Below are 21,046 nucleotides of genomic sequence, written 5' to 3'. Positions count from 1 at the left end.
ATGCGAGAAACCGCCATTGGGGTCGGGTCGCACGCAGCAGTGCTCAGCAGATCTGAGGCAAGGGGAAACCAGTGCCCGCCCCACGTCCCCCCGCGTCCCACGCGGTGCAGGCGGACCGAGGTTGATCGATCAATGAGGAGGAGACCTTGACCACCAGGGAGATCACGCATCGTGCGGCCGTACGCCGCAGGATGGCAGGCGTCATAGGCGCGGCCGTCGCCGCGACAGCGCTCATCGTCAGCGGCCTCGCGGCTCCCGCGACCGCCGCCGACGAAGAGCTCATCGTGAACGGCGGATTCGAAGCCGGCCTCGACGGCTGGTTCGTCAACAACGGGAACGGCAGTGACGGCGGCACCCTGTCGATCGTCAGTGACGCGTACGCCGGCGCGTCCGCCGTGCAGATCACAGGACGGCAGACGACGGGCTCGGGTCCGATGCAGGATCTGAGCGGCAAGATCCAGGCAGGCCAGACCTACAGCATCAAGGCTCGGGTCAAGTACGACAACCCGAGCAGCCCTGCCACCAAGCAGTTCTTCGCCACCATGCACTACGGCGGCAGCACGTACACCAACCTCGCCAGCACGACCCCGGCGCGGGGCCAGTGGGGCTACATCAACTCGACGTTCACCGTGCCGGCCGGCCAGAGCGTCGCGACCGCGCGCCTGTTCATCGAGACGCCGTGGACGGCCACCCCGTCGTCGGATCCCAACACGCACCTCATGGACTTCGTCGTCGACGACGTCTCGCTGATCGGCACGCCCCCGCCGCCGCCGCCCTCGAAGACCATCGAGGTCGTCGGCAAGATCCCCGGCGAGCACAACCCGCTGATCGGTCACAAGTTCGGTGCCGACGGCTTCGGCTACGCCGAGGACGGCCGCGTCTACATGTTCATGACGAACGACACGCAGGGGTACGCACCCGACCCGATCACCGGCATCTCGCCGTCGATCAACTACGGCAACATCAACCAGATCACGCTGATCTCTTCGGAGGACCTCGTGAACTGGACCGACCACGGTGAGATCCAGGTCGCCGGCCCGCAGGGCGTGGCGCCATTCACCGGCAACTCGTGGGCTCCCGGCTTCGCGAAGAAGGTCGTCGACGGCGAGGAGAAGTACTTCCTCTACTACGCCAACGGCGGCGGCTCGAGCAACGTCATCACGGGTGAGAGCCCGCTCGGTCCCTGGATCAGCGAGCGCACCAGCACGCTGATCAACGGCTCGACGCCGGGTGCCGAGGACGTCGCGTGGAAGTTCGACCCGGCTCCGCTCGTCGACAAGGACGGGAAGAACTACCTGTACTTCGGCGGCGGTCCCGCCTCGACGAGCCTGCCCGCGGCCGAGCGCTACAACAACCCGAAGAACATCCGGGTCATCGAGCTCGAGGACGACATGGTCACCACCAAGGGCTCGGCAATGGTCGTCGACACTCCCGTGTCGTTCGAGGCCGCGCACGTGTTCGAGCGTGAGGGCAAGTACTACCTCACCTACTCGTCGCACTTCGGCGGCATCGACTTCGGCGGCAACCAGACGCCGCTTCCCGGGTACCCGGGCGGAGGCCAGATCCCCTACATGATGTCGGACAGCCCGACCAACTTCCCGAAGGAGAAGTACGTCGGAGTGCTCTTCCCGAACCAGTCGCAGTTCTTCGGGACGGGCACCGGCGGGAACAACCACCAGTCCGTCTTCGAGTTCGAGGGCAAGTACTACTTCACGTACCACGCCCCCACGCTCAACAAGCGGATCAACGGCAACACGACGCAGGGGTACCGCAGCCCGCACATCCAGGAGCTGGCGTTCAACGCAGACGGCACCATCCAGCAGGTCGTGGGCACCTACGCCGGCGTCCAGCAGGTGCGCGACTTCGATCCGTTCCGCACCTTCGAGGCCGAGACCTTCGGCTGGAGCAAGGGCATCGCGACCCAGAAGGTCACGAACGGCTCCGCGCAGTTCGGCGCGGAGGCTCCGAACCTCGTCGTGAAGGACATCGACAACGGCGACTGGACCGCGCTGTCTTCGGTCGACTTCGGCGACGCCGGAGCCGCTGAGGTGACGGTCAAGGTCAAGCCGCTCCAGGCCGGTGGGTCCATCTCCGTCCGCACGGGCAGCGAGACCGGCCCGGTCGTGGGCACCCTCCCCGTGACGGGTGCGGTCGGCGAGTGGACCGAGCTGTCGGCGGACCTCTCCGGCGCGACGGGAACCCAGGACGTCTTCTTCACCTACAGCGGTGGGACCGGCGACCTGTTCGAGCTCGACACGCTGTCGTTCACCGAGGCCGATGAGCGCTCGCTCGACGTCACCGCCGAGGCGGCATCGCGCTGCGTCGCCGGCAAGTCGGTGCTGACGGTCAAGGTCACCAACGGCGAGGACGTTCCGGTCACCGCATCGGTGGCGACCGCGTTCGGCTCGAAGTCGGTGACGGTCGCGGCCGGCAAGACGGTCTCGAACGCGTTCACCACGCGCCTGGCCACCGTCACGGCGGGCGCCGCGACGGTGTCGGCGTCGGCGACCGTCGGCGGCGAAGCACTGACCGGGGTCGTCGAGGCGGCCTACGGCGCGCACAGCTGCGGCTGACGCGCAACCGGGGTGGCGGTCGTGACCGGCCGCCACCCCACCCATCCACCTGCGGTCCGCGCCTCCGTGCGAGGACCGTGAGCGTCCGGACGATCCGGCCGCAGGCATCACCCCGCGGCGCAGCGCGACGCGGCAGATCGGAGACAGCAAGATGAAGAAGACAGGCATGATGGGGCGGCTCGCCGCGGGAGCAGTCGGGGGGATGCTGCTGCTCGGCGTCGCCGGCGCGGCGATCGCAGACGAAGTCGGCGACGACGCGGTCGACGTCACCGTCGACATCGCGGCGCTGCCGCCGGTCGGCGCCCTCACGATGAGCGTCGCCTCGAACTCGGCGGCGCTCACGGAGGTTGCGTCGCAGGACGCCGACCTGCGCGAGTTCGTCGGCGTGCTCCCGACGGTCACCGTCTCGGACGACCGCGAGGAAGTGCCCGACGGTGTGTTCTGGTACGTGACGGGACAGTCGTCGGCCTTCACCGCCGCCGGTGCCCCCGACCTCGGCCCGGAGCACCTCGGCTGGACCCCGCGCCTGCTCACTGAGGCCGACGGCGAGGTCGCCGAAGGCCCCGAGGTCGGCACCGTCTTCGACGAGGCGCCCAACAACGTCGGACTCGAGGGCGAGGAGTTCCTCTCCATGGCCATCGACTCCAGCGGCGCTCGCGCGGTCGGCACGTGGGACGCGAACGCCGACCTCGTCCTGAAGACCCCGGTCGACGTCGCCCCGGGCAGCTACTCGGCGACCCTCACCCTCACCCTGTGGGAAGGCGCGTTCTGATCCGACCGGCTTCCTCACCGCGGGAGGGGCGGCCCCCCGCCCCCGCCCCTCCCGATCCCCGCTCCACTCGACAGCGCCGTCGAACCGCGACCGGCGCCTCCCCGCACGCCTGACTGAAGGAGAGAACCGTTGTCTCAGGCATCCGCTCCACGGCCCCCGCGCCACGCGCGCCGGTCGCGCCTCACTGAAACCGACACCCACCGATCCCGTCCCCGACGGGGGCTGCGCTCGATCGCGATCACCGGCGCCACCGCGATCGCCGCAGGGCTTCTGCTGGCTCCCGCCGCGCTTCCGGCACAGGCCGCGGAGCCGTGGAACCCGGCATCCGGCTACACCTCCACAGACAAGGGCGACGGCACCTACACCGTGCCGCTCATGAACGCCGACGTCCCCGACGTCTCGGTCGAGCGGATTCCCGCGTCCGAGAACGACGAGGGCCGCGACATCTACTACATGATCAGCACCACGATGCATCTCAGCCCGGGTGCGCCGATCATGAAGTCGTACGACCTCGTGAACTGGGAGATCGTCAACTACGTCTTCGACCGCGCGGACATCAGCGACTCGTTCTCGCTGCGCAACGGCCAGTCGTCGTACGGGCAGGGCCAGTGGGCGTCGTCCATCCGGTACCACGACGGCAAGTGGTACGTCGCGTTCAACACCAACAACCTGGGCGGCTCGTACCTCTACGTCACGGAAGACATCGACAACGGCTCGTGGGAGCGCATCGCGCTCGGCCGCGCGTTCCACGACCCGTCGCTCTTCTTCGACGTCGACGGGACGCCGTACATCTTCTACGGCTCGGGCTCGACGAGCGCCGTCAAGCTGAGCAGCGACATGAAGACCGTCGTCGCGGAGTACCCGCAGATACTCCGCACCTCCGACTACCCGGGCGCCTCCTTCATCGGCGGCCTCTTCGAGGGTGCGCAGGTGCAGTACATCGACGGCAAGTACTACATCGTGATCATCACCTGGCCCTCGGGTCAGGGCCGGCAGGTCGCGCTGTTCCGCTCCGACGAGCTCCTCGGCAGGTACGCGACGGCCGACGGCAGCAACCCGTACGAGGCGAAGGGCGTCCTGAACTCGAACGGCTTCGCTCAGGGCAGCCTCGTCCCGATCGCAGGGGAGAACGGCACGACCGACTGGTCGGGAATGTTCTTCCGCGACACGTTCCCCATCGGCCGCATCCCGGCCCTCATCCCGGCGACCTGGTCCGACGGGTGGCCCACCTTCGGCAACAACGGCGCCGTCCCGGTCAACGGGGCGTTCGCCAAGCCGATCGAGCTCTCTCCCGAAGAGGAGCTCTACGAGCGGCAGAAGAGCATCGTCGTGTCGGACGACTTCGACAACGACGCGCCGCACCGCGCGTACATGGACGAGGACTGGCAGATCCCCGCGGCTCCGGACATCGACGAATCCCTCGTCGGTGTGGAGCTCTTCGCCAACCCCGGTTTCGAAGACGGCACGACCGGCTGGATCGTGAACGACACTGCGACGCTCACATCGTCGACGGATGCCGCGTCCGGCGCGAGCTCCGTGCAGGTCACGGGACGCACCACCACCGGATCCGGTCCGGCGCAGGATGTGTCGGGCAAGGTGCAGCACAACGTCACCTACGACATCTCCGCGAAGGTCAAGTACGAGAATCCGAACAGCCCGGCCACGAAGCAGTTCATCGCGACCGCGCGGTACGGCAGCAGCACGTTCACGAACCTCGCAAGCGTCACCGCCACCCGCGGGCAGTGGGCGACGATCTCGGGCAGCTTCACGGTTCCGGCATCGCAGAGCCTGTCGTCGATGCGCATCTTCATCGAGACGCCGTGGACCAGCACGCCCTCGACGGCACCGGACACCCACCTGATGGACTTCAAGGTCGATGACGTGTCGCTCAAGGGACGCCCGGTCTCCGTCGAGGCGCCGCATCCCGACGAGATCGCGCCGAACGGCTCACGCCTGGCGCTGCCGTGGGAGTGGAACCACGCCCCCGACAACCGCTACTGGTCGCTCACCGACCGCGACGGCTGGCTGCGTCTCACCACGGGCAAGGTCCTCACGGGCAACATGAAGCACCTCAAGCTCGCGAACGATGACGAGGCCGCGTACCTCGAGGAGGCGCGCAACACGCTCTCGCAGCGCACCTTCGGCCCGCGGCAATCGGCGGAGACCAAGCTGGAGATCTCGGGCATGAAGGACGGCGACGTCGCAGGACTCGCGGCGTACAACCGCGGCTTCTCGTACGTGGCGGTCAAGCGCGTGGGCGGCGTCAACACCGTCGGCGTCGTGAACCGGACCCAGCCCTTCACCACGGCCATCGACCAGGCTGCGATCGAGTCGTTCCTGCCCGGTACGACGGCGAGTCTCGGATCGGCGACCGAGGTTCACCTCAAGGCGGACCTCGACTTCGCGAACCCGGTCGGACAGCTGTGGACGACGTTCTACTACAGCCTGGACGGCATCACGTGGCAGCAGCTCGGCAACCGCGTGGGGCCGCAGACCTTGGACGGCACCCTCACCCACTTCATGGGACACCGGGTCGGCCTGTTCAACTACGCGACCCAGCAGGCAGGTGGCCACGTCGACTTCGACCACTACCTGCTGAGTGACACGCTGACGTCGCAGAACCTCCCGCTCGATGAGAGCGACCTGGAGGCGGCGATCGCCCACGCCGGCACGCTGGACGAGGCCGACTACCCGGCCGAGGAGTGGACCGAGCTCGAGGAGATGCTCGCCGACGCAGAGGCCGCTGCGGCCGCGACGCTCGGAACGCAGAACCAGATCGACGCGCCCGAGCGTGCACTGAGCCTTCAGCTGGCTCGCCTGGGCGTGCTGGAGGAGGCGGACCCGTCGCTGGAGGTGAGTGTGACAGCGCAGACCCGCTGCGTCGCCGGCAAGGTGGTGCTGACCGCACAGGCCACGAACGACGACGATGTGCCGGTCACGCTGAAGCTCTCCACGGCGTTCGGGTCGAAGGCGCTCGCACCCCTCGCGCCGGGCAAGACGGTGGCGCACGCCTTCAGCTCGCGCCAGGCGTCGGTACCAGCTGATGAGATCGCGGTCGAGGCATCGGCGACGGTCGGGGGCGAAATGGTCACGTTCCCGCTCGAAGCCGAGTACGCCGCACGCAGCTGCGGCTGACCTGAAAGAGGGGCGGTCCGGTCGGTTGACCGGGCCGCCCCTTCTCTGCGCTGGCGTGCGCCGCTAACGCAGGGGATCGCCGCCATGGTCGATCTCCCGGTCCGGTACCTCGTCGACGTCGTCGAGGGCGCGCGGGTCGTGATCGACCACTCGGTCCACATCCGACGTCGGGACACCCGGAGGCTCCGCATTCTCGGCCTCGAGAGCTCGCAGCGACGGGTGACGCGGTGGCCCATCGGTGGCGTAGCCCATGTCGGGGCCTGGCGGGTCCGGGTGTCGGCTGGCGCGGCGCGCGAGCCGTCGAATCCAGGAGGGCTCGTGGAGCGCTCCCCGAGCGCTCGGCTCCTCCACCTCGAGACCGTAGTACTCGCCGATGTGGTCGACGAACTGCGCGCGCGCCGCCCGGTCGTAGGCGCGACGTTCCCGGCTGAAAGCGACGACCGTGGACCAGCAGATCAGGAGCATCACAACGCTGAACGGCAACGCGATGATGATCGCGGCGGTCTGAAGAGCCTGCAGGCCGCCGGAGAGCAGGAGAGCCACCGCGAGGACGGCGCTGGTCAGCGCGAAGAAGGCCCGCACCCACCGGCGAGGGCTGATCTGACCGCCGGTCGCGAGCATCGCCATCACGAGCGCACCCGAGTCCGACGACGTCACGAAGAAGACGGCGATCAGCACGATGACGCCGATGGTGAGCACCGGGGCGCCCGGGATGTACTCGAGCATCTCGAACAGCGCCGCGTTGAGGTTGACGGTGCCGTCCGGCTGTGTGAGGGCGCCCGGGGTGGTCAACTCGATGAACAGCGCCGATCCGCCCAGCACGCTGAACCACAGAATCGTGATGAGCGTCGGCACCACGATGACGCCGACGACGAACTGACGCACCGTGCGGCCCCGCGAGATCCGGGCGATGAAGATGCCGACGAATGGCGCCCAGGAGATCCACCAGCCCCAGTAGAACGACGTCCAGGCCGCCTGCCAGGCTCCACCGGCGCTGCCTTGGAACGCGCTGACATTGAAGGAGAGGCCGACGAAGTTCTGGATGTAGTTCCCGATCGACTGCACCCACTCGCGCAGCAGGAACTCCGTCTGGCCGAACACCAGCAGATACACCACGAGCACGCCGGCGAGGATCAGGTTGAACGACGACAGCCACTTCATGCCCTTGGTCACGCCCGACAGCACCGACGCGAGCACGAGTGCCGTGATCACGGCGATGATGCCGATCTGCACGGGGACCGTCGGCTCGAACAGGCCCGCGGCATCCAGGCCCGCGCTGATCTGGAGCACGCCCAGACCGAGGGATGTCGCCACACCGAACAGCGTGCCCACGAGGGCGACGACGTCGATCGCATTGCCCCAGGCGCCCTCGACGCGCTTGCCCAGGAGCGGCTCGAGTGACCAGCGGATCGAGATGGGGCGCTTTCGCCGGTGAATGGCGTAGGCGAGCCCTAGGCCGACCACGACATAGATCGACCACGCGTGCACACCCCAGTGCAGGTAGGTCTGGCTGAGTGCCGACTGCGCCAGTTGCTCGGGCGTCCCGCTGACGCCCGGTCGAGGTTGGACGAAGTGGCTCAGCGGTTCGCTGACTCCGTAGAACACGAGCCCGATTCCCATTCCCGCCGCGAACAGCAGCGAGAACCATGCACCCAGCGAGAACTCGGGCTCGTCGTCGTCGGCACCCAGGCGGATGTCTCCGAACCGGCTCAATCCGATGACCAGCGCGAAGACGACGAAGAACGCCGCGATCAGCACGTAGTACCAGTTGAACGCATTGACGATCGTCGACTGCACCGCGCCGAAGAACTCCTCGGCGAGATGCGGCGTGACCAGTGCGAACCCGCTGAACGCCAGCGTGACGGCCGCGGCGGGCCAGAACACCCATCGCTTGATGGTGGACGGGTGTCCGCTGGATGTCGCACGCGCCGGCCGTTGCGTGGTCATCCGTCCACCCTAATCGGGCGCCTCGGCGCTGTCAGTGCGGACGAACGGCACCGACGCATCTATGGTCCGGCGGAGGAAAGCGGCGGGGGTGATCTGGTGTGCGACGAACGTCGCCCCGCCGCCGCGCACTTCCGACAGTGCGACCACATACTGCTCTAACGCTGCGTTGGCCTCCTCCAGACGCGTCGGCGACTCATCGGCATGCACGGGGGTGGCCACCAACGCGGCGCACGTACGGATGGCGTGGGACAGGGCAGGACTGACGTCGCGCCCGAGAGTGACGTCGTTCGCGCGGGCGAGTGCCACCAGAACATCGGCGAACTCCCTCGCATAGAACACGGCGCGCTCCAGAGCCTGGAGCCGATCGAGGTTCTCTTGGGGCTTCGAACGGTGACGCCGGCCCCGGGGGTTCACCTTCCGGCTCTCGTCAGCTTCGTATACTTCGACGCGGACGTCGGCCGCCGTCTGGTCGAGCTCCGCCAATGCGGCCTCGAACGCCTCGGCGTCCACGGCCCCTCCCTGCACGTGATCTGCGATGGCTTCCAGCAGCGCGCTCAGCGTGTCGCGCAGTTCGGATAGGCGCGCGCTTGCTCGCTCGAGATACAGCGGCGGCACGATGACGAAGTTCGCCAGGATGCCGACGACGACGCCGAACGCCATGGTGACCAGATAAGAGAGAGTGAAATCCTCGGTGTCACCCCCACTGAGAAGGAGCACGAACAGGGCCGCGATCGCCACCCAGTCGCGGCCGACGCCCAGGGCCTGAACTCCGCCGAACAGCACGCCCACGCCGACCACGATGGCAAGTGCCAGCACGCCCGGCACCCCCGCGGAGAGCGCCGCGATGCCGAGGAGCCCCAGGCCGATCCCCATCGCCAGACCGATGATGGCCTGCAGGCCTGAGCGAGCGGATGCCGCCACCGTCGGATACATGCTCACGAGAACTCCGAGCGGCGCATAGTACGAGTACTGATCGTCCGTGATGGGCAGCAGGGGAGCGAGGTACCAGGCCAGAGCGGCAGCGACCCCTGTCTTCAATGCCAGCAGCAGCCGGCCCGGTTCCGTCATCGCCCGCAGCCACCGCGCCGGCGCCGTCATCACTCGTCGGGTCATGCGACGATTCTCGCGTGCACGGCTGTGTGCGCCGAAGATCAGCAGATGTCGTCGATGACGGGGGTGGGCCTATCGGCCGCACGGCTTGACGGCTGACCGAATTCTGTGTGCAATACATCGCATGCCGATTCCGCAGTCATCTCCGAAGGTTGGGCGTTCGCTCTTGCGTGACGACGTCTACGCACGATTGCGCGACGCGATCGTCGACGGCACGTTCTCGCCCGGTGAGACGCTCCGCGACGGTGATCTCGCGGAGTGGCTCGGTGTCAGCCGGACTCCGGTGCGTGAGGCGCTGCTCCGGCTCGCCGCGAGCGGTCTGATCGTGGCGCGCCCGGGGCGCTCGACCGTGGTCGCCGAGATGGAGGAGGATGCCGTGCGCCACGCGCGCGACATCGTCGCGGCGATGCACGGGCTCGCCGCTCGTCTCGCGGTTCCGTTGATCACCGCGTCGGTGATCGAGCGGATGCGGCAGGCGAACGCTGCGTTCGCCGCGGCCGTCGAGTCGGGCGATGCCGACAGCGCGATCCGGGCCGACGACGACTTCCACGGCGCGCTGGTGGAGGCATCCGGCAATCCCTCGATCGCGATGGTCCTCGGACAGTTCGAACCCGTGGTGCGTCGCGCCGAGTTCCTTCGCTTCGTGTCGATCGACCGCTTCGCCGCTCGCGAGCGCCATGATGCGCTGATCGCGCTGTGCGCGGCCGGCGACGCCGAGGGGGCCGCCCGGCTCGCCTTCGACACCTGGCAGACGTTGCCCGTCGCAGTGCCGGGCCAGCTGCCGGTCTAGCGTCGGGCAGGAAGAACCGTGGCCGATCCTCGACGGATGCAATATATTGCGTATCGCCGGTGTTGCACCTGACCACCGACGGCACACAGCCGTGATGAAGAGAGGAAACGCAGATGTCCACGACAGACACCACCACACTCACCCCCGACACCTCCGCCGGGTTCATCCCGAACGTCGTGCTCGTGCACGGCGCGTTCGCGGACGGATCCGGATGGCGCGCGGTCTACGACCGGCTCACCGCCCGCGGTCACAGGGTGACGATCGTCCAGAACCCGCTGACGTCTCTCGCCGATGACGTCGCCGCGACTCGGCGCGTGCTCGACCTGCAGGAGGGGCCGACGATCCTCGTCGGCCACTCGTGGGGCGGCACGGTGATCACTGCGGCGGGCGACCACCCGAACGTCGTGGGACTTGGTCTACGTCTCGGCCCTCGCGCCCGGCGCGGGCGAGAACACCTCGCAGCAGTACGAGGGCTTCGCCGAGACGCCGGACTTCGTCATCGACGTCGGCGAGGACGGCTTCGGCTTCCTCGACCACGATCGCTTCCAGGCCGGGTTCGCACATGACGCGAGCGAGGCGGACGCCGCGTTCCTCCGCGACAGTCAGGTGCCGATCAACATGGCGGTGTTCGGTGAGAAGGTCGAGCACGCCGCCTGGGAGACGAAGCCGAGCTGGGCCGTCATCGCGACGGAGGACCACGCGTTCGACGTGGCGATGCTGCGCCACATGGCCCAGCGCATCGGCGCCGAGATCACCGAGGTGGCCACCAGTCACGCGGTCTTCATGACCCGGGCCGATGTCGTCGCCGAGACGATCGAGCGAGCCGCCCAGGCCGCGGTCGCCGCGGGTCGCTGAGCAAGGCCGCGGGTCAGCCGGAGGCGGCGCGCTCGCCGAAGCCGACGCGCTGCTGAGGGTCCAACCGTTCGACGAGGGGTTCGAGGGCGGCGGTCACACCCTCGAGCTCGTCGGACGTCAGCCGGTCGATCACGAGCTCCTTCACGCGAGCGATGTGCCGCGGGACGGCGCGGACGAGCTCCCGGCGCCCCGCCGTCGTCAGGTGCACGATCTTGACGCGCGCATCACCCTCGGTGCCGCGCCGCTCCACGAGTCCGCGCTCGGCGAGCTTGCCGATCACGCGCGACAGCCGCGGCATCGTGGAGTTGACTGCGGCGGCGAGGTCCGTCGAGCGCAGCGCGGCGCCCTTCGCCTGCTGCAGCGTGCTGAGCACCATGAACTCGAAGTGCGTCATGTCGGAGTCGGCCTGCAGCTGGGCGTCGAGCGCGGCGGGCAGCAGCTCGGCCGTCCACACCAGCGCGAGCCACGCTCTCGACTGGAGCTCGTCCATGCGGGGCACCTGATAGGCCATGACGGTGCGAGTCTACTGGCGCACCTCAGCCTCGCCTCGGCCGCACGTCGCGGGCGGGTCATTCGTGCTCCGGCAGGATCGGCGTCGACCATCCGGGATCGCGTCCGAGCTGCGCGGCACGCGAGACCGTCGTCGCGCCGAAGCGGTCGCGCAGCGCGTCGAGCACGGTGTCGAGGCGGGCGCCGTCGTCCCAGTCGATCGGCAGTTCGGGCTGGATGCTGTCGGCCCGTCCGAGCTGTGAAAGGGATAGGCCGATGAGAGTGATGCCCCGCTGGGTGATCTCGGGTTGGGCGGCGGCGAGCAGCCTCCGCGCCACCGAGAGCAGCACAGCGGTGCGGTCGGTCGGGAAACGGACGGTGTGCGAGCGCGTCGCCTTCGCGAAGTCGCCGAAGCGGAGGCGCAGCACGACCGTGCGGCACACGCGGTCGCGGTCGCGGAGGCGAGCGGCGAGGCGATCGACGATCTGCGTGAGGATGAGGTCGAGTTCGTCGGGCGACCGCGGACGGTTGCCCAGTGCGCGCTGCGAGCCGATGGATCCACGGCGCTTCGTCGTGTCGACCGGGCGCGGATCGCGCAGCCGCGCGAGCGCGTGGAGGTGCGCGCCGGTCGCCTTGCCCAGCAGCCGCTCGGCCGCGGCGGCCTCCAGCTCGGCCAGCTCGCCGACCGTGTGGATGCCGAGCCCGTGCAGCTTCTCGGCAGTGACCTTGCCGACACCCCAGAGCCGCTCGACGGGCAGCGGCAGCAGGAACTCCTGTTCCCGCTCGGGCTCGACGACGAGCAGCCCGTCGGGCTTGCTGACTGCGCTCGCGACCTTGGCGAGGAACTTCGTGCGCGCGACGCCGACCGAGATGGCGAGCCCGACGTCGGCGCGCACCCGCTTTCGCAGGCTGACGGCGATCTGCTCGGGCGTGCCGGCGATGCGCCGGAGCCCTCCCACTTCGAGGAACGCCTCGTCGATGGAGAGTCCCTCGACGAGCGGCGTCGTGTCGCGGAAGATCTCGAACACGGCGCGGCTTGCTGCGGAGTACGCCTCCATCCGCGGCGGCACCACGACGGCATCGGGGCACAGCTCCCGCGCCTGGCGGCCGCCCATCGCGGTGCGCACGCCCCGGGCCTTCGCCTCGTAGCTCGCCGCGAGCACGACTCCGCCGCCGACGATGACTGGCCGGCCGCGGAGGGCCGGGGCATCGCGCTGCTCGACCGACGCGTAGAACGCGTCGAGGTCCGCGTGCAGAACGGTCGCCTCGCCTCGCATCGCCGCCCCTCCCGCCCGCTCGCTCCGTCTGCGGATCGTCCCACCCACCGGCGACATCGGCCGGGGCATCACCCCTCTTGACGGATGGAGCCCGACGGGTCCATAATCATGTCCGTTCGCTAAATCGATTTATCACAAGGATGTGGAACGTGGTCAGGGCCAGGATCTCGGATGTCGCGGCTGCGGCAGGCGTGTCCGTGACCACCGTCTCGCTCGTGATGAACGATGTGGAGTCGCGCATTCCCGAGCAGACCCGGCAGCGCGTCCGCGACGCCGCCCGAGCCGTCGGCTACGCCCCGAGCTCCGTCGCCCGCGGCCTGCGCACCCAGCAGACCCGCACCGTCGGCCTGATCTCCGACCAGATCGCGACGACGCCGTTCGCGGGGCGGATGCTGGCTGGAGCGCAGGATGCCGCGCGAGAGAGCGGGCACCTCGTCTTCCTCGTGAACACGGATGGCGACGCGGCGATCGAGCGCGACGCGATCACCGCACTCTCGGCGCAGCAGGTCGACGCGATGATCTACGCGTGCATGTGGCACCGCGTTGTGGAGGCGCCGGAGGGACTCCCCGCCTCGACGGTCTTCCTCGACTGCCGTCCCGAAGGCGGCGGATTCCGCAGCGTCGTGCCCGACGACCGCGCGGGCGGGCTCGCCGCCGTACGCGAGCTCGTGGCCGCGGGGCACCGGCGGATCGCCTTCCTCGACACCGACGATGCGCCCATCGCCTCGACTCTGCGCTACGACGGATACGTCGAGGCGCTGACGGAGGCGGACATTCCTGTCGATCCGGCACTCCGCGTGGCCGGCGACACGTCCGCGCACGGCGGCCGAGCCGCTTTCGACCGGCTCCTCGACCTGCCCGACGACCAGCGGCCGACCGCCGTCTTCTGCTTCAACGACCGCATGGCGGTCGGTGTCTACACCGCCGCGCACCATCGCGGACTCGAGATCCCGCGCGACCTGTCCGTCGTCGGCTACGACGACCAGCAGCTCATCGCCGCGGAACAGGATCCCCCACTGACCACCGTCGCTCTGCCCCATTACGCCATGGGGCGATGGGCGATGGAGGTCGCACTCGGCGTCCGTGCGGAGGGGGACGAGGACGCCGCGCACCTGATGGAGTGCCCCGTCATCCGACGAGGCTCCGTGGGCCCGCCGCCGGCGCAAGTCGCCAAACCGAACCGGCGACGGGCTTCACACACCGAACGGCTGCCGTAGGCAGCCTCCGATCAATGACCGACGCGAGCATCGGTCACCAACAAAAGGAAACCACAACAATGCGCAGAACGACGCCGATCTTCGTATCAGTCGGGTTGGTCGGGGCCATGGCTCTGACCGGGTGCGGGCAGGCGGGTCAGGGCGATGCCACGACCGACGACGGCCGCACCGAGCTCACCATGTGGACGCACTCGGCCGGCAACCCTGCCGAGCTCGAGGTCTACGAACGGATCATCTCCGACTTCAACGATTCGCAGGATCAGTACCAGGTCGTCCACGAGTCGTTCCCCCAGGGCGCCTACAACGACGCGATCGTCGCGGCTGCGGCATCCGGCGATCTTCCCTGCCTCCTCGACCTCGACGGCCCGATCATGCCGAACTGGGCGTGGGCGGGATACCTGCAGCCGCTCGAGCTGCCGACCGAGCTCACGGACTCGCTGCTGCCGACTGCGGTCGGCGTGTGGGACGACGAGATCTACTCGGCCGGCTACTGGGATGCCGCTCTCGCGATCTTCGCACGCGAGTCCGTGCTGACCGAGAACGGCATCCGCATCCCGACGACAGACGAGCCCTGGACGGCAGACGAGTTCGACTCCGCGCTCTCGACGCTCAAGGCAGCTGGTTACGAGACGCCGATCGACATCGGCGCCGAGGACACCGGGGAGTGGTGGCCGTACGCCTACTCGCCGTTCCTGCAGAGCTTCGGTGCAGATCTGATCGACCGCTCGACGATGCTCTCCGCCGACGGCGTGCTCAACGGGCCCGAGGCGGTCGCGTGGGGCGAGTGGTTCGCGGGTCTGTTCGCGGACGGCTACGCCGGCAACGGCGGCACGGTCGGCAACCAGGAGTTCGTGGACGACGAGGTGGCACTGAGCTACACGGGTGTCTGGAACGCCGTGGCCGCGCTGGACGCGGTCGGTGACGACCTGCTCATCCTGCCCCCGCCGGACCTCGGCAACGGCCCGAAGATCGGCGGCGGCTCGTGGCAGTGGGCGATCTCGTCCGAGTGCAACGACGCAGACGGAGCTCGTGAGTACCTGGAGTTCAGCTTCCAGGACGAGTACATCACCGAGTTCGCCGACAAGCAGGTCGTGATCCCGGCGACCGAGGCCGCGGCCCAGGCTTCCGAGTACTTCGGCGAGGACGGCGCGCTGCGCCCGTTCGTGGAGTTCTCGCAGGAGTACGCCGTGCTGCGTCCGGAGACGCCCGCCTACGCCGTCATCTCGACCACGTTCGAGACCGCCGCAAAGGACATCATGAACGGCGCCGACGTCCAGGAGACGCTCGACCGCGCGGTGTCGGAGATCGACGCCAACATCGAGTCCAACGACGGCTACGGCTTCCAGTGATCCACCGCGCCGGCGGGGGCCTCGCGTCCCCGCCGGCGCATCCTCAGAGAGATCTGCCATGACTGTCACCCCACCGACGGTCGCCGCCGAAGAACCTCGGCGCGCCTACCGTCGCTTCCGCTCCATCCGGGGCCGCGAGACCTGGGCCGGACTCGGGATGATCGCCCCTGCCGGCATCCTCCTGGTCCTGTTCCTGATCATCCCCGTGATCCTCGCGTTCACCCTGTCGTTCACCAACGCCCGCCTCATCTCGCCCAACCCGCCGCGCTTCGTCGGCATGGACAACTTCATCCGCGCGTTCACCGCCGACCCGGTGTTCGTGCAGTCGGTGGGCAACACCGCCGTGTTCGCGCTCGTGGTCGTACCGGTGCAGGCCGGCCTCGGACTGCTGCTCGCGGTTCTCGTGAACCGCCGCATGCGCGGCGTCACAGCCTTCCGCGTCATCTTCTTCATCCCGGTCGTCACCTCGATCGTGGTCGTGTCGATCCTCTGGAAGTTCATGTACCAGAAGGACGGCCTGATCAACTCGCTCATCGACGCGGTCACGTTCGGGTTGTGGTCGGGGACGGACTGGCTCAACAACCCCGACACTGCGCTCGGCGCCATCATCGTGCTGTCGATCTGGCAGGCCGTCGGCTTCCACATGATCATCTGGCTCTCGGGGCTGCAGACCATTCCCGAAGAACTCTACGAAGCCGCGAAGATGGACGGGGCGAGCCCGTGGCGGCAGTTCACCAACGTCACCTGGCCGGGCCTGCGCCCCACCATGGTGTTCGTCCTCGTCACGATCACGATCGCAGCGCTCGGCCTGTTCGTGCAGGTCGATGTGATGACCCAGGGCGGCCCGGTGAACTCCACCTCGACGATCGTCTTCCACGCCGTGCGCAAGGGCTACGAGCAGCAGGAGATCGGCTACGCCGCAGCGATCTCGCTGATCTTCTTCGTGGCCGTGCTCATCATCGCGCTCATCCAGCGCCGCCTGACGCGAGAGAAGGACTGACGGATGTCCGCCACCAGAACCCTCACCACGGCGCCTCGCGGGGAGCGAGCTGATCGCCGCTCGTCCACGACGTCTGTCGGAAGCGAGAGCTCGCACCGACTGCGGGGCAGGATCCTGCTCTACGCGGCGATGACGCTGTTCGGCGTCGTCTTCCTGTTCCCGCTCGTGTTCATGTTCGTCTCGAGCCTCAAGCCCGACAGTCAGATCCTGCAGGACATCGACTCGGTGAACGCCTTCCTGCCGGTCGGCGACATCAGCCTCGACAACTACTTCGGGGTCTTCGACCGGGTGCCCGTCGCGCAGTTCATGTTCAACTCCATCCTCGTCACGGTGCTGACGGTCGGCCTCGGACTGGTCGTGAACTCCATGGCGGGCTTCGCCCTCTCGCGTCTCGCATGGAAGGGCCGCATCGTGGTGCTGGCGGTCATCATCGCGACGCTCATCGTGCCGTTCGAGACGATCGCTGTGCCGATGGTCTACTGGGTCGCACAGCTGCCCACGCTCGTCATGGAGGGTGGCGTGCTGAAGTACGACTTCGGATGGCTGAACACCTACGAGGTTCAGATCGTGCCGTTCATCGCGAACGCGTTCTCGATCTTCCTGTTCACGCAGTACTTCTCGACGATCCCCAAGTCTCTTGACGAGGCCGCCCGCATCGACGGCGCGAGCTGGTTCACGATCTACCGGCGCATCCTCGTGCCGCTGTCGGGCCCGGCGTTCGCCACGGTGGCGATCCTCACGTTCCTGCCCGCGTGGAACCAGTACCTGTGGCCGCTGATGGTCGTGCAGAAGGAGGAGCTGCGACCCGTCATGGTCGGCATGCAGTACTTCTTCCAGCTCAACACGGCGTGGGGCGAGGTGATGGCGTACACGTCGCTCATCACGCTGCCGGTGCTCATCGTGTTCCTGATCTTCCAGCGGGCGTTCGTCAGCAGCATCGCCGCGAGCGGGGTGAAGGGGTGATGAATCAGGATGCCGCGCGCATCGTGGTCGTCGGCGAATCGCTCGTCGACATCGTGCACCGCGCGCCCGAACCGCCCGTCGAGATCCCCGGAGGGAGCCCCGCGAATGTGGCGATCACCCTGGGACGGCTCGGTCGCACGCCGGCCCTCGTGACTCGGCTGGCCGAGGACGAGCGCGGATCCCGGGTGCGATTCTGGCTGAGCGAGTCGGGGGTCGACGTGATCGCCGTCGCCGGTGCGCGCACCTCGACCGCGGCGGCGCATCTCGATGCGGCGGGGGCCGCCCGCTACGACTTCGACATCGAGTGGGATCTCGACGGCCTCGACGTGTCGGACGTTGCGGACGCTGCTGTCGTGCACGTGGGGTCCATCGCCGCGGTGCTCGAGCCAGGAGCCACCCACGTCGGAGAGCTGATCGGCGCGCTGCGAGATCGCGCGACGATCACGTACGACCCGAACGTGCGCCCCGCCCTCATCTCGCACCCGGCCGCCGTGCGACGGCGCGTCGCCGAGATCGTCGCCCTGGCAGACATCGTCAAGGCGAGCGACGACGACGTGCGCTGGCTCCATCCCGGGCGCGACGTCGAAGACGTCGCACGGGAGTGGCAGGCGCGCGGCCCGGCGGTCGTGGTCGTGACGCTCGGCGCCGGCGGCGCGCTCGCCGTGACACGGGACGGCGTTGTGCGCGTCCCGGCCGAGCCGGCAACGGTGGTCGACACCGTCGGTGCCGGTGACACGTTCATGGGCACGCTCATCGACGGGGTGACCTCGGTCGGGGGAGCCTCGGCCGCGTTGCGGGTGCCGGGCGGCGGCATCCCGCTCGCGACCCTCCACCGCATCCTCACCCGGTGCGCACGCGCAGCGGCGATCACCGTCTCCCGACGCGGCGCCGATCCTCCCCGCATCGCAGAGCTGGCGAGCCCGACCGGCTGAGTCCGCGGCTCCCTTCCTCCATCCACGTTCACCACACGAAGGAAATCTCTTGTTCGACCTCCCTGGCTCCTGGGTATGGGACTTCTGGTTCGCTGACGACGGCGACCGCTACCACCTCTTCTTCCTCTACGCCTCGCGGGCCCTCCGCGATCCTGATGCGCGTCACTACCGGGCCTCGATCGGTCACGCCGTGTCGACGGATCTCGTCGAGTGGACGCAGGTCTCAGACGCTTTGGTGCGCAGCGACGCCCCGTCGTTCGACGACCTCGCCACGTGGACGGGCTCGGTGGTGCGGCATCCCGACGGCACGTGGTTCCTCTTCTACACCGGCTCCTCGCTCGCGCCCGACGGGAAGAACGTCCAGCGCATCGGGTACGCGACATCCCACGACCTCGAGAACTGGACGAAATCGGGCGGTCCCGTGCTCGAGGCGAGCGGGCCGTGGTACGAGACGCTGGAGAGCGGCGCGTGGCACGACGAGGCGTTCCGCGACCCGTGGGTGTTCCCCGATCCGGACGGCGACGGCTGGCACATGCTGATCACCGCGCGGGCGGCGCACGGTCCGGCGGACGGGCGCGGTGTCATCGGCCACGCGTGGTCACCCGATCTGCGGTCGTGGGAGCTGCGCGAGCCGCTCAGCATGCCGAGCGACGACGGTTTCGGGCAGCTCGAAGTGGCGCAGGTGGAGGTGGTCGACGGCCGTCCGGTTCTCCTCTTCTCGTGCCTCGACGAGCACGCCACCGAGTCGCGCAAGGGGCATGCGGGCGGCACGTGGGCGGTCTCGGCCGAGTCCGTGCTCGGGCCGTACGACGTGGCATCCGCATATCCGCTCACGGACGAGAGCCTCTACGTCGGGCGGCTGCTGCAGCGTCGGAGCGACGGGCAATGGCTCCTCTTCGCGTTCCGGAACGTCGGAGAGGACGGCTCCTTCGTCGGCGGCGTCACCGACCCGATGCCCGTCGCTTGGGAGGGCGACCGGCTCGTCGTGCAACGGGGGTAGACGAGCGCCGGCCTCGACGCGCTAGCGGGTGTCGGCGCGTCCGCAAGGGGGTGGCGGGCGCGGCCACCCGCGGCAGAGGCTGGGACGCACGCGGTCAACCGAGCGAAACGAGGAGCCGGACATGTCGTACAAGGTCGGATACTTCGTCGGGAGCCTCTCCTCGACGTCGATCAACAGGGTCCTCGCGAAGGCCCTGATCGGCGTCGCGCCGGACGAGCTCGAGTTCACCGAGATCCCCATCCGCGATCTGCAGCTGTACAGCCAGGACTACGACGAGAGCTATCCGCCGGAGGCGGTCGCGCTGAAGCACGCGATCGAGGAGTCGGATGCCGTGCTCTTCGTCACCCCCGAGTACAACCGCTCCATTCCCGGCGCGCTCAAGAACGCGATCGACTGGGCGTCCCGGCCGTGGGGTCAGAACTCGTTCGACCACATCCCCGCCGCCGTCATCGGGGCCTCCGTGGGCTCGATCGGAACCGCCGTCGCCCAGCAGAGCCTGCGCGGCGTGCTGAGCTTCTGCAACGCACGGCAGATGACGGCCCCCGAGGCGTACATCCAGTTCGACCCGGAAGTGTTCGGCGAGGACGGCACCGTGAACAAGCCCGAGACGGAGGAGTTCCTCCGCAACTACATGGCCGAGTTCCGCGACCACATCCAGCGCGTGCTCACGGTTCTTCCCCGGCCGTAGCGGTCTCGTCGTCACGCTCCTCGGTGAACGCTGCGTACACGCCGTAGACGGCGAGCCCGGCGAGATGCCAGTCCATCGGCCCCTCCGGGCCCATCTCCACCCTGCGCGCGCGATCGACGAAAGGCGGGTTGATGCGGCGATGATCGGCCATGCCGTCGATCACCGACATGATCGCCAGCGCGAGGTCGCCCTCGGTGACGCCGTCGCGCATGCGGATGCCGACCGCGGCGTTCAGCTGCGCGTAGAGGGCGGACATCCGATCGACGTAGCGATCCTCGATCTCGCCCAGCAGCGTGCGGATCTCGTCGCCGCCCGGAACCGCATCGCCGCTCGCGAGCGCGGCGGACATCGTCTTGTAGGCGCGCCACGCCATCGAGTTCTCGACGGCGACGATGTTGTGCGCGACGGCGACCCTCACCGCGGCGCGCAGCGCGACCTGCTTCTCTTCGGCTGAGCGCGTCGCGCCGGCGGGTGCGCCGAACGCCTGCTGGAGCATCCCGAGGGTCTCCCCGTCGAACCCGGCCTCGAAACCCGGATCCGCCTCGAACAGGGCGCGCACGAGGTCCGCGATGAACGCCATGCGGTCTGGCCAGATGCGGAAGACCGTGGAGCGGGGAACGCCCGCAGTTCGAATGAGGTTCTCGAGCTCGATGTTGGCGTAGTCGAGCAGAAGCCCCTCGGACTTCACCCGTTCGACCGCGGCCTCCAGCATGAGGGTCCGCGTCTCGCCGGCGGGCTTCCGCGATCGTGGTTCGGAGTGCGGCACGGTCCGATTATCACCCCCGTGCCCGCCCGATACGAGTGCCGCGCGCTCGGCGCGCCGGTAACGGTGCCGGGTCCCCAGAACCCGGCACCGTCTCGATCCGCAGGGCTGCGCACACCTTCGGCGGAGCGTCGTGCCGAACCCCCCGATTGCGGCACCCTGCACACTCTAGGGACTCGGAGTCTC

16 protein-coding genes and 1 pseudogene are annotated in these 21,046 nt (G+C 68.6%); 12 read left to right on the top strand and 5 right to left on the bottom strand.

Annotated elements, in window-relative coordinates; all coding sequences use genetic code 11:
- Nucleotides 1-191 precede the first annotated feature (191 nt).
- The 3 genes from H9622_RS03390 (at nucleotide 192) to H9622_RS03380 (ending at nucleotide 6,480) form a co-directional block, all read left to right on the top strand.
- On the top strand, nucleotides 192-2,573 hold the full coding sequence (locus H9622_RS03390) for a family 43 glycosylhydrolase (protein WP_191764232.1): 2,382 nt from the start codon (nucleotides 192-194) through the stop codon (nucleotides 2,571-2,573).
- Nucleotides 2,574-2,724: 151 nt separating this feature from the next.
- Nucleotides 2,725-3,345 carry a hypothetical protein gene (locus H9622_RS03385; protein WP_191764230.1) on the top strand — a complete coding sequence of 207 codons (621 nt, stop codon included), beginning with the start codon at nucleotides 2,725-2,727 and terminating at the stop codon, nucleotides 3,343-3,345.
- Between the two features lie 129 nt (nucleotides 3,346-3,474).
- Nucleotides 3,475-6,480: a beta-xylosidase family glycoside hydrolase gene (locus H9622_RS03380; RefSeq protein ID WP_225221539.1), complete on the top strand. Its 3,006-nt coding sequence runs from the start codon at nucleotides 3,475-3,477 to the stop codon at nucleotides 6,478-6,480.
- A 63-nt stretch (nucleotides 6,481-6,543) separates the two neighbouring features.
- On the opposite strand, the gene H9622_RS03375 is transcribed toward H9622_RS03380, so the two are convergent.
- Entirely contained in the window at nucleotides 6,544-8,427 is a 1,884-nt protein-coding gene (locus tag H9622_RS03375; protein ID WP_191764228.1) for a BCCT family transporter, read from the bottom strand.
- 9 nt (nucleotides 8,428-8,436) lie between these two features.
- Nucleotides 8,437-9,540 (bottom strand): FUSC family protein, encoded by a 1,104-nt coding sequence (locus tag H9622_RS03370; RefSeq protein ID WP_191764226.1) that lies wholly within the window; start codon nucleotides 9,538-9,540, stop codon nucleotides 8,437-8,439.
- Between the two features lie 163 nt (nucleotides 9,541-9,703).
- Between H9622_RS03370 and H9622_RS03365 the strand changes: the two genes are divergently transcribed.
- A complete protein-coding gene (locus H9622_RS03365; RefSeq protein ID WP_318247015.1) occupies nucleotides 9,704-10,327 on the top strand; it encodes a GntR family transcriptional regulator in 624 nt (207 codons plus the stop codon).
- A gap of 113 nt (nucleotides 10,328-10,440) precedes the next feature.
- Nucleotides 10,441-11,182: pseudogene (locus H9622_RS16155) on the top strand (alpha/beta fold hydrolase).
- 13 nt (nucleotides 11,183-11,195) lie between these two features.
- Here the strand turns inward: H9622_RS16155 and H9622_RS03355 are convergent.
- Entirely contained in the window at nucleotides 11,196-11,693 is a 498-nt protein-coding gene (locus tag H9622_RS03355) for a MarR family winged helix-turn-helix transcriptional regulator (protein ID WP_191764220.1), read from the bottom strand.
- A 58-nt stretch (nucleotides 11,694-11,751) separates the two neighbouring features.
- Nucleotides 11,752-12,948 (bottom strand): DNA polymerase IV, encoded by a 1,197-nt coding sequence (gene dinB / locus H9622_RS03350; protein ID WP_191764218.1) that lies wholly within the window; start codon nucleotides 12,946-12,948, stop codon nucleotides 11,752-11,754.
- 149 nt (nucleotides 12,949-13,097) lie between these two features.
- On the opposite strand from dinB, the gene H9622_RS03345 reads away from it, so the two are divergent.
- From H9622_RS03345 to H9622_RS03315, 7 genes are all read left to right on the top strand, one after another.
- Entirely contained in the window at nucleotides 13,098-14,165 is a 1,068-nt protein-coding gene (locus H9622_RS03345) for a LacI family DNA-binding transcriptional regulator (RefSeq protein ID WP_191764216.1), read from the top strand.
- A 107-nt stretch (nucleotides 14,166-14,272) separates the two neighbouring features.
- Nucleotides 14,273-15,514, top strand: a complete 1,242-nt coding sequence (locus H9622_RS03340) for a sugar ABC transporter substrate-binding protein (protein ID WP_225221537.1) — start codon at nucleotides 14,273-14,275, stop codon at nucleotides 15,512-15,514.
- A 58-nt stretch (nucleotides 15,515-15,572) separates the two neighbouring features.
- Nucleotides 15,573-16,514: a carbohydrate ABC transporter permease gene (locus tag H9622_RS03335; RefSeq protein ID WP_191764212.1), complete on the top strand. Its 942-nt coding sequence runs from the start codon at nucleotides 15,573-15,575 to the stop codon at nucleotides 16,512-16,514.
- A 3-nt stretch (nucleotides 16,515-16,517) separates the two neighbouring features.
- Nucleotides 16,518-17,477: a carbohydrate ABC transporter permease gene (locus H9622_RS03330; protein ID WP_191764210.1), complete on the top strand. Its 960-nt coding sequence runs from the start codon at nucleotides 16,518-16,520 to the stop codon at nucleotides 17,475-17,477.
- Complete coding sequence (locus H9622_RS03325) at nucleotides 17,477-18,409, top strand: carbohydrate kinase family protein (protein WP_191764208.1); 933 nt, start codon at nucleotides 17,477-17,479, stop codon at nucleotides 18,407-18,409. The genes H9622_RS03330 and H9622_RS03325 overlap by 1 nt, the downstream gene beginning before the upstream one ends.
- A 49-nt stretch (nucleotides 18,410-18,458) precedes the next feature.
- Complete coding sequence (locus H9622_RS03320) at nucleotides 18,459-19,409, top strand: family 43 glycosylhydrolase (protein ID WP_191764206.1); 951 nt, start codon at nucleotides 18,459-18,461, stop codon at nucleotides 19,407-19,409.
- 121 nt (nucleotides 19,410-19,530) lie between these two features.
- The gene (locus H9622_RS03315; protein WP_191764204.1) at nucleotides 19,531-20,097 is read left to right on the top strand and encodes an NADPH-dependent FMN reductase; all 567 of its coding nucleotides are present in this window, start codon (nucleotides 19,531-19,533) and stop codon (nucleotides 20,095-20,097) included.
- Here the strand turns inward: H9622_RS03315 and H9622_RS03310 are convergent.
- Nucleotides 20,075-20,863, bottom strand: a complete 789-nt coding sequence (locus H9622_RS03310; RefSeq protein WP_318247014.1) for a hypothetical protein — start codon at nucleotides 20,861-20,863, stop codon at nucleotides 20,075-20,077. The two genes, H9622_RS03315 and H9622_RS03310, sit on opposite strands and share 23 nt — an antisense overlap.
- Nucleotides 20,864-21,046 lie beyond the last annotated feature (183 nt).

Origin of the sequence: Microbacterium gallinarum, assembly GCF_014837165.1 — a bacterium.
Taxonomy (GTDB): domain Bacteria; phylum Actinomycetota; class Actinomycetes; order Actinomycetales; family Microbacteriaceae; genus Microbacterium; species Microbacterium gallinarum.
Note: the sequence above shows the minus strand (reverse complement) of the source record. Positions and strands in the feature narration are given on the sequence as shown.

Coding starts and splice junctions, on each gene's coding strand:
- H9622_RS03390 (WP_191764232.1), top strand. CDS start 192: ATGGCAGGCGTCATAGGCGCGGCCGTCGCCGCGACAGCGCTCATCGTC.
- H9622_RS03385 (WP_191764230.1), top strand. CDS start 2,725: ATGAAGAAGACAGGCATGATGGGGCGGCTCGCCGCGGGAGCAGTCGGG.
- H9622_RS03375 (WP_191764228.1), bottom strand. CDS start 8,427: ATGACCACGCAACGGCCGGCGCGTGCGACATCCAGCGGACACCCGTCC.
- H9622_RS03370 (WP_191764226.1), bottom strand. CDS start 9,540: ATGACCCGACGAGTGATGACGGCGCCGGCGCGGTGGCTGCGGGCGATG.
- H9622_RS03355 (WP_191764220.1), bottom strand. CDS start 11,693: ATGGCCTATCAGGTGCCCCGCATGGACGAGCTCCAGTCGAGAGCGTGG.
- dinB (WP_191764218.1), bottom strand. CDS start 12,948: ATGCGAGGCGAGGCGACCGTTCTGCACGCGGACCTCGACGCGTTCTAC.
- H9622_RS03340 (WP_225221537.1), top strand. CDS start 14,273: ATGGCTCTGACCGGGTGCGGGCAGGCGGGTCAGGGCGATGCCACGACC.
- H9622_RS03335 (WP_191764212.1), top strand. CDS start 15,573: ATGACTGTCACCCCACCGACGGTCGCCGCCGAAGAACCTCGGCGCGCC.
- H9622_RS03330 (WP_191764210.1), top strand. CDS start 16,518: ATGTCCGCCACCAGAACCCTCACCACGGCGCCTCGCGGGGAGCGAGCT.
- H9622_RS03325 (WP_191764208.1), top strand. CDS start 17,477: ATGAATCAGGATGCCGCGCGCATCGTGGTCGTCGGCGAATCGCTCGTC.
- H9622_RS03315 (WP_191764204.1), top strand. CDS start 19,531: ATGTCGTACAAGGTCGGATACTTCGTCGGGAGCCTCTCCTCGACGTCG.